Raw genomic sequence first — 12,967 nt, forward strand, 5'->3', positions numbered from 1 at the left:
GCGTCGAGTCGAACATCTGTTCCCCTCTGAGCCCTTTATGTTCTCATTGCGTTCCATGAGTCAAGCGTGCCTTATGCAATTGCTTTCCAGGCAAGGCCACGCTAAGGGCCGCGCCTCTAACCCCGCATGGGAGGCATCATAGCCCGGTGCGTCACGGTCATTCGGCCACGACGTCATCCGCTTCCCAGAGGCACAACCGGAAGGATATATCCCTATGGCGGCTCCAGTCGTCTCCATGCAGCAGCTCATTGAAACGGGCGCGCATTTCGGCCACCAGACTCACCGGTGGAACCCCAAGATGAAGCCTTACATCTTCGGTGATCGTAACGGCGTCCACATCCTCGACCTTTCGCAGACCGTGCCGCTGTTCGCGCGTGCGCTAGAATTCGTCTCGTCGGCGGTTGCCGGTGGCGGCAAGGTGTTGTTCGTGGGCACCAAGCGCCAGGCGCAGGAGCCCGTCGCGGACGCCGCACGTCGCTCGGGCCAGCACTTCGTCAACCATCGCTGGTTGGGCGGCATGCTCACCAACTGGAAGACCATCTCGGGCTCGATCAAGCGTCTGAAGACGCTCGAGGAAATGCTGTCGGGCGACACCGTCGGCCTGACCAAGAAGGAAGTCCTCCAGCTCACCCGCGAGAAGGACAAGCTCGAGCTTTCGCTCGGCGGCATCCGCGACATGGGCGGCATTCCCGACGTGATGTTCGTGATCGACGCGAACAAGGAAGAGCTGGCGATCAAGGAAGCGAACACGCTGGGTATTCCCGTCGTCGCGATCCTCGATTCGAACGTGTCGCCGGATGGCATCGCCTTCCCGGTTCCTGCGAACGACGACGCAGCCCGCGCCATCCGCCTGTACTGCGAGGCGATCGCGATCGCAGCGACGCGCGGCGGCCAGGAGCAGCAGCGCCGCACCGGTGCCGACATCGGCGCGATGATCGAGCCGCCGAAGGAAGAGGCCATCGCAGAGCCGACCGTCGAAGCCACGGCTGACACGGCGCAGGCAACCGCGAATGCCGATACCGCTGCAGAATTCGCAGCCGAGGGTGAGCGCCAGATCGACGCATAAGCGTCGTCGCCGAACCGTCATGCGGGCGGGGTAGGGCGAAAGCTCTGCCTCGCCCGCAACCATATTCAGACCTAAAAAGGATTAGAGACATGGCCGATATCACGGCAGCAATGGTCAAGGATCTGCGCGAGAAGAGCGGCGCGGGCATGATGGATTGCAAGAAGGCGCTGAGCGAGAACGCCGGCGACATGGAGCAGGCGATGGATTGGCTGCGCACTAAGGGGCTCGCAGCCGCCGCCAAGAAGTCCAGCCGTACCGCGGCCGAGGGTCTGGTTGGCGTCGCCGTGTCGGGCACCAAGGGTGCTGCAGTCGAAGTGAACTCCGAGACCGATTTCGTCGCGAAGAACGACCAGTTCCAGTCGTTCGTCCGTGACGTAACCCATATCGCGCTCGCGAACGGCGGCGACATCGAGGCGCTGAAGTCGCAGGCGATGCCATCGGGCAAGACCGTCGAGGAAGTCCTGACGAACAACGTCGCGACGATCGGCGAGAACCAGTCGCTGCGCCGCTCGCGCACGCTGGAAGTCAGCAAGGGTGCGGTCGTTCCGTACATCCACAACGCAGCGGCTCCCGGCCTCGGCAAGATCGGCGTGCTCGTCGCGCTCGAGTCGGAGGCGTCTGACGAGGTTCTCCAGACGCTCGGCAAGCAGCTCGCGATGCACATCGCAGCCGCGTTCCCGAAGGCGCTGAACGAAGCCGACCTGGACGAGTCCGAGATCGAGCGCGAGCGCGCGATCGCGACCGAAAAGGCTGCCGAGTCGGGCAAGCCTGCCGACATCATCGCCAAGATGGTCGAGGGCGGCATCGCCAAGTACCGCAAGGAGCATGCGTTGGTCAGCCAGCTGTTCGTGATGGACGGCAAGACCAAGATCTCCGACGTCGTCGCCAAGGCCGGCAAGGACGCGGGCGCCGAGATCAAGCTGGTGGACTATGTCCGCTTCCAGCTCGGTGAGGGCATCGAGAAGGAGCAGTCCGACTTCGCAGCCGAAGTCGCTGCCGCATCAGGCGTGCCCCAGGCGTAAGCCTACTTACTCCCTCGCCCCTCGGGGACGGGGCATCGGAGATCGAGCGCTCGCCAAACACCCTCCGTCATGCCGGGCTTGTTCCGGCATCCATGGTTCCCGAAACCGCCGGTCGGTGATTACGCGGAATGGTGGACCCCGGAACAAGTCCGGGGTGACGGAGTGGGTTTGGTGGGCGTTTTCTCTTTTCCGGGTGCCTGGTTCGGAGATGAGGGGCGAGGTCTCGAACCTCACGCCCCCTCATCCAGCACTGCCGGGCCACCTTCTCCCCTCGGTGAGAAGGATAGATTGCCCCTCTCCCCCGGGAGTGGACTAGCTTGCGCAGCAAGCGCGGGGCGAGGGGCGTGTGCAACCCATCACTTTCGCCTATTTGCCGTGCGCGCACAGCTCCCCCCCGTCCTGCAAGGTAGGATTCGGCTGTCCTCCTCCGACCAGAGGAAGGAATACCCCGGCGGGAGCGGGTTGTGTGAAAATCGCCCGCCGCCTAAGGTCCGCGCCGCCCCGCCAATCACAATTCGAGATTTATGACGCCTCCGCGCTTCAAACGCATTTTGCTGAAACTGTCGGGCGAGGTCCTCATGGGACCGACCGGCCTTTCGATCGATCCGACCGTCACCTCGCGTGTCGCGCAGGAGATCGCCGATATCAAAGCCAAGGGCTATGAGATCTGCATCGTCGTCGGGGGTGGCAACATCTTCCGCGGCATGGCGGGCGCAGCGCGCGGCATGGACCGGGCGACCGGCGATTACATGGGCATGCTGGCGACCGTGATGAACGCATTGGCCGTGCAGAACGCGTTGGAGCAGATCGGCATCGACACCCGCGTCCAGTCGGCGATCCCGATGGCGTCGGTGTGCGAGCCCTTCATCCGCCGACGCGCCGAGCGTCACCTTGAAAAGGGCCGCGTCGTGATCTTCGCCGCCGGTGTCGGCAGCCCCTATTTCACCACCGATTCGGGCGCTGCGCTACGTGCTGCCGAGATGAAGTGCGACGCGCTGTTCAAGGGCACTTCGGTCGACGGTGTGTATAACGCCGACCCGAAGACGCACCCCGACGCGGTACGCTACGAGACGGTGTCGTACAGCCGCGTGCTGTCCGACGATCTCAAGGTCATGGACGCGAGCGCGATCGCGCTGTGCCGCGACAACAATATCCCGATCGTCGTCTTCAACATCCGCGAACCCGGCAATCTTGCCGCGGTCCTGGCGGGTGATGGCGTGTCGACGATCGTCCAGAACGAGCAGGAGCTTTAAGATGGCCGCATACGACAAGACCGATCTCGAACGCCGCATGGCGGGTGCCGTCGAAGCGCTGAAGAGCGATCTCGCCGGCCTGCGCACGGGCCGCGCGTCGACTGCACTGCTCGATCCGGTGATGGTAACGGTGTACGGCTCGTCGATGCCGCTGAACCAGGTCGCGACCGTCTCCGCGCCCGAGCCGCGCATGCTGTCGGTGCAGGTCTGGGACAAGTCGAACGTCGGCCCGACCGACAAGGCGATCCGTTCGGCCGGCCTCGGGCTCAACCCGATCGTCGACGGCCAGACGCTGCGCCTGCCGATTCCGGACCTGACCGAGGAGCGCCGCAAGGAACTGGCCAAGCTGGCGGGCCAGTATGCCGAGAAGGCCCGCATCGCGGTCCGCAACGTCCGTCGCGACGGCATGGATTCGCTCAAGGTCGACGAGAAGAAGGGCGTGTTCAGCGAGGACGAGCGCAAGCGTCACGAGACTGAAGTCCAGAAGCTGACCGACGGCGTCGTCGCCGAACTCGATGCGACCGCGACCGCCAAGGAAAAGGAAATCCTGGGCAAGTGAGGGCGTTCGGCGCCGCTTCGGCTGGGGCGTCGGCGGGGGCCGCGCCGCTCGCCGCTGTTCCCATGGGCGCCGTGCCTGCGGGCGGCGCGGTGCCGCGCCATGTCGCGATCATCATGGACGGCAATGGCCGTTGGGCGAAGAAGCGGTTCCTGCCGCGTTTCGCCGGGCACAAGGCCGGTGTCGAAGCTGTGCGCAAGGTGACCCGCGCAGCCCGCGCGATGGGGATCGAGGCGCTGACGCTCTACGCGTTCTCGTCGGAAAACTGGCGCCGTCCGGCCGAGGAAGTCAGCGACCTGATGGGGCTGCTCCGGCATTTCATCCGCAGCGACCTAGACGAACTCGCGCGCGAGAACGTCCGGCTGCGCGTGATCGGCGATTATCACAGCTTTTCGCCCGATCTTGTGACGATGGTCGACGATGCGATCGCGCGGACCGCGGGCAACACCGGCCCGATCCTCGCGATCGCGCTCAACTACGGCGCGCATGCCGAACTCGTCGCCGCGACCCGGCGTCTTGCCGAGCGCGCGCGCGACGGATCGCTCGACCCGGCGAGCATCGACGTCGGCACCATCGAGGCCGAACTCGACACGCATGACCTGCCGCCGCTGGACCTCATGATCCGGACCTCGGGCGAGCAGCGCCTGTCGAACTTCCTGCTGTGGCAGGCGGCCTATGCGGAGCTGCTGTTCGTCGACACGCTGTGGCCCGATTTCGATGCGGCCGCGCTTGCCGATGCGGTTGCGGCATTCGGTCTGCGCCAGCGCCGCTACGGTGGTCTGTGAGCCTTACCGACCCTGAAAAGGCGCCCGACCAGGCACTGCGTACGCCGTCCAACCTGAAGCTTCGGATGATCGCCAGCGTCGGCATGATCGCGGTGGCCAGCGTCGCTCTGACGCTCGGGGGAATCGCATTCTGGCTGCTCGGCGTGCTCGCCGCGTTGTTCATGATGGCGGAGTGGTCGATGCTGCAAGGCGCCGACGCCAAGACCAAGCGGATGACTCAGTTCGCGCTGTCGGTACCGCTCGCGCTGATGGCGCCAGCGTCGCTGATCCTGGTGATCCATGATTTCTTCACGCTGGGCCTGCTCGCGGGGGCTGCGTTCTTCGTCGTGATCACGACGCGCAAACCCCCGCTGGCGCTCGGCATCATCTACTGTGGCTTGCCGGTGCTCGCCCTGATGATCATCCGGCGCCAGGACGAGGGCATCCTGTTCACCCTGTGGGCGCTGTCGCTGGTGTGGGCGTGCGATATCGGCGCATTCTTCACCGGACGGACGCTGGGCGGACCCAAGCTCGCGCCGGTGATCAGTCCGAACAAGACGTGGTCGGGGCTGATCGGCGGCGTCGTGCTTGCAAGCGCGGTCGCCGCGGTACTGCACACGCAATACGGCCTGCCGATGCGGATGACGCTCGCGTCTCCGCTGCTCGCCGTGCTCGCGCAAATGGGCGATCTTTACGAGAGCTGGCTGAAGCGCGTCGCCGGGGTCAAGGACAGTGGGAACATCCTTCCGGGGCATGGCGGCGTGATGGATCGGCTCGACGGACTGGTCCCGGTCGCACCGGTTGCGGCATTCCTCGTCCTGTTGCCGCATTTCTACGGATGAAGAGCGTCACGATCCTGGGGGCGACCGGCTCGGTCGGCACCTCGACGCTCGACCTGATCGAGCGCGAGCCCGATCGCTTCCGCGTCGTCGCGCTGACCGCGAATTGCGACGTCGCGAAACTCGCCGCGGCCGCGATCCGTACCAGGGCCGAGTTCGCGGTCGTCGCGGATGAGGGCGGTCTTCCCGAACTCCGCGCGGCGCTCGCCGGTACGGGTATCCGTGCGGGCGGCGGTGCCGAGGCGATCGCGGAGGCAGCGTCGTCGGGTGCGGACTGGACGATGGGTGCGATCGTCGGCTGCGCAGGGCTGAAGCCCGTCATGGCCGCGATCGAGCAAGGCGGTACCGTCGTGATCGCCAACAAGGAGCCGCTGGTCTCTGCCGGCGACGTCATCCTCGCCGCGGCGAGAAGGACGGGCGCGACGCTGTTGCCTGCCGACTCCGAGCACAACGCGATCTTCCAGTGCTTCGATGCGACTCGTCCGGAACGCGTGCGCCGCATCATCCTGACGTGCAGCGGCGGGCCGTTTCGCGACTGGACGACCCAGCAGATGCGCGACGTGACGCTCGAACAGGCGGTGAAACATCCGAACTGGTCGATGGGCGCGAAGATCTCGGTCGATTCGGCGACCTGCATGAACAAGGGCCTCGAACTGATCGAAGCCGCGCGGCTGTTTCCGATCCCGCACGACCGGATCGAGATCGTCATCCATCCGCAGTCGGTGATCCACAGCCTCGTCGATCATGTCGACGGGTCGGTACTGGCCCAGCTCGGGCCGCCCGACATGCGGACGCCGATCGCGCATACGCTCGCCTGGCCGGACCGGATGGTGACGCCGATGGCCCCGCTCGATCTGGTGGCGATCGGCCGACTCGATTTCGAGGCACCCGATCCCGTGCGGTTCCCGGCGCTGCGGCTGGCGCGCGAGGCACTCGATGCAGGCGGCGCGCGACCCGCAATTCTCAACGCCGCCAACGAGGTAGCGGTCGAGGCTTTCCTACAGCGCCGCATCGGCTTCCTCGAAATTGCCGCAATCGTCGAACATACGTTATCGCGTTACGACCCGGCCGCGCCGGACAGCGTCGACGCCGTATTGGCAATCGACGCCGAGGCGCGGGGTTTAGCGGGTGAACGTGTGAAGGATTGCGCGGTTTGATCGAAACACCCGGTATCCTGCTGACCATAGTGTCGTTCGCGCTGGTGATCGGACCGCTCGTGTTCGTACACGAGATGGGCCACTACCTCGCCGGGCGCTATTTCGGGATCAAGGCGGATGCCTTCGCGATCGGCTTCGGTCGCGAGGTCGCCGGTTTCACCGACAAGCGCGGCACCCGCTGGAAGTTCGGCTGGCTGCCGCTCGGCGGCTATGTGAAGTTCGCGGGCGACATGAACCCGGCGAGCCAACCCTCGGCCGAATGGCTGTTGTTGCCCGCCGAGGAACGCCACCGCACCTTCCAGTCGAAGCCGGTATGGCAGCGCGCGATCGTCGTCGCAGCAGGACCGGTCGTCAATTTCGTCGTCGCGATCCTGATCCTCGCCGGTTTCGCCTTTGCGTACGGCGACATCCGCATGCCGCCGGTCGTCGGCGGTACGGTACCCGGCAGCGCCGCGGCTGCGGCCGGCTTGCAGGCCGGCGACCGGATCACCGCGATCGGCGGGCGCTCGGTCGAAACATTCGACGATCTTGCCCGCTTCGCCCGTATCCGCGCCGGTGAGCGTACCCGGATCGACGCCGTACGCGGAGACCAGATGGTGTCCCGCGACGTGGTGATCGGTACCGAACTCCAGCGCGATCGCTTCGGCAACGAATACCGGATCGGCCGCCTCGGCATTGCCGGCGCGAAGCCGGTCGTCGTTCCCGTCCGCCTGATCGAGGCGCCGGTCGTCGCAGTGAAGCGCACCGGCGAGATCGTATCGATGATGGTCGAGACGCTGGGCCAGGTCATCACCGGCCGGCGTTCGGTGAAGGAACTCGGCGGGCCGCTCAGCATCGCCAAGGTGTCGGGTGAGCAGATGTCGCTCGGGCTGGACGCCTATGTATTCCTGATCGCACTTGTTTCGATCAATCTGGGGTTCATCAACCTGCTGCCAGTGCCGATGCTGGATGGCGGTCACCTGTTCTTCTATGCGATCGAAGCGGTGCGCAGGCGCCCGGTCGAGCCGCAGGTTCAGGAATGGGCATTTCGTGGCGGTCTTGCGGCGCTATTGGCGCTGATGCTGCTCGTGACCTTCAACGATCTCGGCAATTTCGGGCTTTGGAAGAATCTGGCCGGCTTGATCGGCTGACCACGATAGGGCAGGGCGGGCGCGCCCTGCATGTGCACGTTTTTAAGGTGGGTTTGGTGACAGCGATCAACGGTTACGATTTCGCGCGCAAGGGCGCCCTGCTGCTTGCGGGCACCGTCCTGTCGGGCGTGCCGGCATTTGCCCAGACCGCACCGACCGGAGCAACCGCGCCGCGGCCTGCGTCGTCCGGTTCGACACCGGCTGGCCCGGCCCAGTCTGGCGCAGCGCCGACCGGTACAGCGAATGCCGCTCCGTCTGTAGTAACGCCCGTCGGCGCGCCGGTATCCGTGCGAACCATAAAGACTTTGCGTGTCGAGGGATCGCAGCGAATCGAGCCCGAGACGGTGCTGTCCTATACCAAGCTGCGGGTCGGGATTCCCTACACCGCGGAAACGCTCGATCAGGCGCTGAAGGACCTGCAGGCCAGCGATCTGTTCGCGGATTATTCGATCGCGGGCGTCGAGGACGGCAACATCGTGCTCCGGGTCCGCGAGAACCCGATCATCAACCGTGTGATCATCGAGGGCAACAAGGCGCTCAAGACCGACAAGATCACCAAGGAGATCAAGCTCGCGCCGCGCCAGATCTTCACGCGCACCGCGGTCCGTCAGGACATCGCGCGGATCATCGAGCTCTATCGTCGGCAGGGCCGCTTCGCCGCGGTGATCGATCCGAAGATGGTCAATCTCGACCAGAACCGCGTCGACGTCGTCTTCGAGGTCAGCGAAGGCCCGAAGTCGAAGGTCCGCCAGATCAACATCCTCGGCAACGAGGTGTTCTCCGACGATCAGATCCGCGGCCAGATGGCGACCAAGCAGTCGCGCTTCTTCCGCCTGCTGTCGTCGGCGACTAGCTACGACCAGGATCGCCTCAGCTACGATCAGCAGAAGCTCCGCCAGTTCTACCTAACGCAGGGCTATGCCGATTTCCGCGTGACCTCGGCCGTCGCTGAGCTGACGCCGGACAAGAAGGACTTCATCATCACGTACGTGGTGGAGGAGGGCAAGCGCTACAAGTTCGGCGACGTCACCGTCGACAGCCAGATCCGCGACTTCGACAACACCAAGCTCGCTGCCTCGCTGCCGCTGAAGAAGGGTGATTGGTACAACGCCAAGCTGGTTGAGGATTCGGTCGACAATCTCAGCCAGACAGCGGGTCTGTTCGGCTATGCGTTCACCGAGGTGAACCCGGAGTTCGCCAAGGACGCCGACACGCTGACGATGGGGATTAATTTCAACATCGCCGAGGCCAAGCGCACCTATGTCGAGCGCATCGAGATCAACGGCAACACGCAGACGCAGGACAAGGTCGTGCGTCGCGAGATCCGTTTGGCAGAAGGTGACGCGTTCAACAGCTTCCAGGTGAAGCGCTCGCAGGACCGCATCAACTCGCTGGGCTATTTCCAGGACAAGATGGAGATCAAGCAACTGCCGGGCTCCGCGCCTGACCGCGTGATCCTCGAGACCAACCTCGAAGAGAAATCGACCGGCGAGCTTCAGCTGTCGGCGGGTTATTCGAGCCTCGAACGCTTCATCATCCAGGCGAACATCACGCAGCGCAACTTCCGCGGCAAGGGCCAGGAGCTGCGTGCCGGCGTCAACTATTCGAGCTATTCGAAGTCGGTCGAGCTGGGCTTCACCGAGCCGTATCTGTTCGACAAGAACATCGCGGTCGGCGGCGACATCTTCCGCCGCGACTATAATTCGTTCAACTATATCGGCAACGATCGCCAGACGACCTATTCGCAGGTCTCGACCGGTTTCCAGCTGCGCGCCGGCGTGCCGCTGACCGAATTCTGGTCGCTGTCGGCACGGTATGGCTTGTCCTACGACAAGGTCGGCCTGAACGAGTCGACCTATTTCACCAACGGCAACTGCGACATTCTGAAGGCCGGCCGCTATCTCTGCGAGGCGATCGGCAACCGCTGGACGTCGTCGATCGGCTATTCGCTGATCCGCGACACGCTCAACAGCCGCCTGCGCCCGACCGCGGGTTCGCGCTTCTCGTTCAGCCAGGATTTTGCCGGGCTCGGCGGCGACGTGAAATACATCCGCACGCGGGCCGAGGGCGCGAAATACTGGAACGTGGGTAGCGGCTTCGTTCTGTCGGCGACTGGCGAAGGCGGGTATATCAGATCGCTCGAAGGCAGCCGTGGCTCCGGCATCGACAAGGTCCGTATCACCGATCGTTTCTACCTGGGCGAACCGCAGTTCCGTGGTTTCGACATCCGCGGCGTCGGTCCGCGCGTGCTGCGTATTCCGTACACGACCGACGCGACGACGGGTAAGCAGGTGCTCTCGACCGATCGCAACCAGTTCATCGACGATGCACTCGGCGGCAATGCCTATTATCTCGGACGCATCGAGATGGAGATTCCGCTCGGCTCCGGCGCGCGCGAACTGGGTCTGCGACCCTCCGTCTATGTCCAGGCGGGCTCGCTGTTCAGCATCACGAAGCCGAACCTGACGATCGATCCGGCTCTGTATCCCAAGGCCGCGGATGGGACGATCCTTCCCTATCAGTCGCCGATCCTGACGACCGATGGTAAGACGCAATACGTCGTGCCGACGCCCTCGACGGGTACGGATCCCAACGCCGGGCAGATCACGACGTGTAAGACCGGCTCTGGTCCGACATGTGCGGGAACTTCGGCCAACTCGCTGTATGCAACGTCGTACGGACCGTATTCCGAGGGCTTTTACGGTAATTCCGCCAAGCCGCGTCTTTCGATCGGTGTCGGGGTGAACTGGAATTCGCCATTCGGTCCGCTCCGTATCGATCTCGCTCGTGCTTTGCTGAAGCAAAAGGGCGACGACCCCAAGCTCATCACTTTCAACGTAGGGACTCAGTTCTAATGACGACGTTCAAGACGCTTCTCCTCGCCGCCGCGCTCGTCGCGCCGGCTGCCGTGACCGCAACCGCTGCCGATGCGCAGGTTTCGGGCATCGCCGTTGCCGACGCACAGGGTGCGATCGCCAACTCGAAGGCCTGGAATGCTGCACGCACGCAGATCGAGACGACGTACAAGTCGCAGCTCGACCAGGCCGAAACGCGCCGCCAGGCTGTCGCGCGTGAGCTGCAGCCGCTCGTGACGGCGTTCCAGACCGCGCAGCGCGCGCCCGGCGCCAGCGAAGCGACGTTGCGTCCGCAGGCTCAGGCGATCCAGGCCCGCGAAACCGCGGCCAACCAGGAACTCGCTCGCCTGACGCAGCCTGCGCAGCGCGCCCAGCAATACGCGATCGAGCAGATCCAGGCGAAGCTCAGCGACGCAGTGACAGCCGCAGTCCGCGCCAAGAACGTCAGCCTGCTGCTGCGTCCAGAAGCCGCTCTGTTCGCGCAGCCCACCGCTGACATCACCGCTGCGATCACCACCGAACTCGATCGCCTGGTCCCGACCGTAAGCACCGCTGTCCCCGCCAACTGGCAGCCCAACCAAAATGGCCAGCAGCAGCAGGGGGCAGCGCCTGCACCCGCCGCAGCGACCGGCCGACGCACGACGCCGCAGGGCCGCTGAGCCACGCATGACGGACGCCGCTAACACCATGCCAGACCGGCTCGGTCCGCTCGATATCGGGCGGGTGATGGCGGCGTTGCCGCATCGCTACCCGTTGCTGCTGGTTGATCGTGTCGAGGAGTTGGTCCTCGACACATCGATCACCGCGATCAAGGCGGTGTCGATGAACGAGCAGTTCTTCCAGGGGCACTTCCCTGGGCGACCGATCATGCCGGGCGTGTTGATCGTCGAGGCGATGGCGCAGGCAGCAGGGATCCTTGCTGTCGAGTCGCTCGGGCTCGCCGGTTCTGGCAAGCTGGTATATTTCATGGCCATCGACGGTGCTAAGTTTCGCAAGCCGGTCGAGCCGGGCGTGTTACTCAAGCTCGAAGTGACGTTCGTCCAGAAGCGCAGTTCGGTGTGCAAGTTCGCCGGCCGTGCCCTCGTGGACGGGCAATTGGTGGCCGAGGCGAACTTCACGGCGATGATTGCCGACCCGCCGAAGGCGTGAGCTTAGGGCTGAAGCCTGCAATCTTGTAAATTCGGGCGCGTCCGTGTACGGGCGCGCCTTCCTTTTCAGGCTGGTCGGAACCAGCCACATACGGAGATATCCCATGAAGGCCGATACGCACCCCGATTATCACATGATCACCGTCCAGATGACCGATGGCAGCAAGTACCAGACTCGCACGACCTGGGGTAAGGAAGGCGATGTGATGACGCTTGAGATCGATCCGCTCGCGCATCCGGCATGGACCGGCGGCCGTGGCACGATGCTCGATACCGGTGGGCAGGTCGCGCGCTTCAACAAGCGTTTCGGTGGTGGTCTCACGCTCCGCAAGTAATATTTCTAATCCCCGGAACGGATGTGATCTAAATCGTTCCGGGGGCATTAATTAAGACCCCGTTAGGCACCCGCGGCTAGGCTCGTATCTGCATCCAGACTTGGACTCGCAAGGACGAGAACGCCATGTTCGCCGCAGACTTTGAACCCGCTGAGCGCGCCAGTCGCCGCCGTTCGCCACGTGCCCCGATTGCCCTCGACGTCAGCATCGGCAAGACGCGCCGCACATTGTGCAGGGTCGTCGACATTTCGATCAATGGCGCGCGTCTCCAGACATATTCTGCGCTCAAGCGCGGTACGAGTATCTGGCTCAACCTGCCGCATGTCGGCCAGATCGTGGCCGATGTTATGTGGGCAGACGATTTCACCGCCGGCTGCAAGTTCCACACCCCCCTCTCGATCGCCGCGTTCGACGTGCTCATACGGGATAATCCGGCGACTTAATTCCCGGATGGCGTTCGTGACGCGGTATGCCTGGTACATGGCTGGCGGTGGAGACCGAGACGCGAGGTATGACCTGCGGGCGGCACACTCACGTGATCTTGCAAACGTGATCCAAGCGCAGGAACGTTCCCGTCATTGGCTCCGCTCGCAACCGTCAGGGCTTAGTGCATCGGTAGCTGTCTGCTGGGCAGGGCGCGCTAGGCGGGCCGCTCAGCGAGGGCATCATTTTTTTCAACAAACCGACCAAAAACTGTAAAAAAGCATTTGACGGTGTTGCGGGGTGCCCCTAGAGGGGTGTCACCGCAGCGAACGACCCCAGGGTCTGGACGCAGCGGTCGCAGAAAACCAGATGCTCCAAGCTTTCCGAGAGGAGGGTTATGCGAGTGTCGGTATTTTTGT

General features: G+C 64.1%; 13 protein-coding genes. All 13 read left to right on the forward strand.

All coding sequences use genetic code 11. The annotated features are described in order from the left end of the window. Window positions 1-214: 214 nt before the first annotated feature. The 13 genes from rpsB (at window position 215) to U1707_RS14855 (ending at window position 12,568) form a co-directional block, all read left to right on the forward strand. Window positions 215-1,066: a 30S ribosomal protein S2 gene (gene rpsB, locus U1707_RS14795; RefSeq protein WP_056066002.1), complete on the forward strand. Its 852-nt coding sequence runs from the start codon at window positions 215-217 to the stop codon at window positions 1,064-1,066. 89 nt (window positions 1,067-1,155) lie between these two features. Then, the gene (gene tsf, locus U1707_RS14800) at window positions 1,156-2,088 is read left to right on the forward strand and encodes a translation elongation factor Ts (RefSeq protein WP_332800826.1); all 933 of its coding nucleotides are present in this window, start codon (window positions 1,156-1,158) and stop codon (window positions 2,086-2,088) included. A gap of 524 nt (window positions 2,089-2,612) precedes the next feature. Beyond that, complete coding sequence (pyrH, locus tag U1707_RS14805; RefSeq protein ID WP_332800827.1) at window positions 2,613-3,341, forward strand: UMP kinase; 729 nt, start codon at window positions 2,613-2,615, stop codon at window positions 3,339-3,341. A gap of 1 nt (window position 3,342) precedes the next feature. Then, window positions 3,343-3,900 (forward strand): ribosome recycling factor, encoded by a 558-nt coding sequence (gene frr / locus U1707_RS14810; protein ID WP_131587715.1) that lies wholly within the window; start codon window positions 3,343-3,345, stop codon window positions 3,898-3,900. Window positions 3,901-3,962: 62 nt separating this feature from the next. Then, the gene (locus U1707_RS14815; protein WP_332800853.1) at window positions 3,963-4,682 is read left to right on the forward strand and encodes an isoprenyl transferase; all 720 of its coding nucleotides are present in this window, start codon (window positions 3,963-3,965) and stop codon (window positions 4,680-4,682) included. A 65-nt stretch (window positions 4,683-4,747) separates the two neighbouring features. After that, on the forward strand, window positions 4,748-5,503 hold the full coding sequence (locus tag U1707_RS14820; protein ID WP_332800854.1) for a phosphatidate cytidylyltransferase: 756 nt from the start codon (window positions 4,748-4,750) through the stop codon (window positions 5,501-5,503). Continuing rightward, window positions 5,500-6,657, forward strand: a complete 1,158-nt coding sequence (locus U1707_RS14825; protein ID WP_332800828.1) for a 1-deoxy-D-xylulose-5-phosphate reductoisomerase — start codon at window positions 5,500-5,502, stop codon at window positions 6,655-6,657. The genes U1707_RS14820 and U1707_RS14825 overlap by 4 nt, the downstream gene beginning before the upstream one ends. Continuing rightward, window positions 6,654-7,787: an RIP metalloprotease RseP gene (rseP, locus tag U1707_RS14830; RefSeq protein ID WP_332800829.1), complete on the forward strand. Its 1,134-nt coding sequence runs from the start codon at window positions 6,654-6,656 to the stop codon at window positions 7,785-7,787. Before U1707_RS14825 ends, rseP begins: the two co-directional genes overlap by 4 nt. Before the next feature lie 53 nt (window positions 7,788-7,840). Further along, complete coding sequence (gene bamA / locus U1707_RS14835; RefSeq protein WP_332800855.1) at window positions 7,841-10,642, forward strand: outer membrane protein assembly factor BamA; 2,802 nt, start codon at window positions 7,841-7,843, stop codon at window positions 10,640-10,642. Continuing rightward, on the forward strand, window positions 10,642-11,301 hold the full coding sequence (locus U1707_RS14840; RefSeq protein ID WP_332800830.1) for an OmpH family outer membrane protein: 660 nt from the start codon (window positions 10,642-10,644) through the stop codon (window positions 11,299-11,301). The genes bamA and U1707_RS14840 overlap by 1 nt, the downstream gene beginning before the upstream one ends. 7 nt (window positions 11,302-11,308) lie before the next feature. After that, the gene (fabZ, locus tag U1707_RS14845; protein WP_332800831.1) at window positions 11,309-11,791 is read left to right on the forward strand and encodes a 3-hydroxyacyl-ACP dehydratase FabZ; all 483 of its coding nucleotides are present in this window, start codon (window positions 11,309-11,311) and stop codon (window positions 11,789-11,791) included. Between the two features lie 103 nt (window positions 11,792-11,894). Continuing rightward, a complete protein-coding gene (rpmE, locus tag U1707_RS14850) occupies window positions 11,895-12,125 on the forward strand; it encodes a 50S ribosomal protein L31 (RefSeq protein ID WP_055880673.1) in 231 nt (76 codons plus the stop codon). Between the two features lie 125 nt (window positions 12,126-12,250). Beyond that, complete coding sequence (locus U1707_RS14855) at window positions 12,251-12,568, forward strand: PilZ domain-containing protein (RefSeq protein WP_332800832.1); 318 nt, start codon at window positions 12,251-12,253, stop codon at window positions 12,566-12,568. Window positions 12,569-12,967: the final 399 nt, after the last annotated feature.

This window comes from Sphingomonas sandaracina, assembly GCF_036663695.1.
GTDB lineage: Bacteria > Pseudomonadota > Alphaproteobacteria > Sphingomonadales > Sphingomonadaceae > Sphingomonas.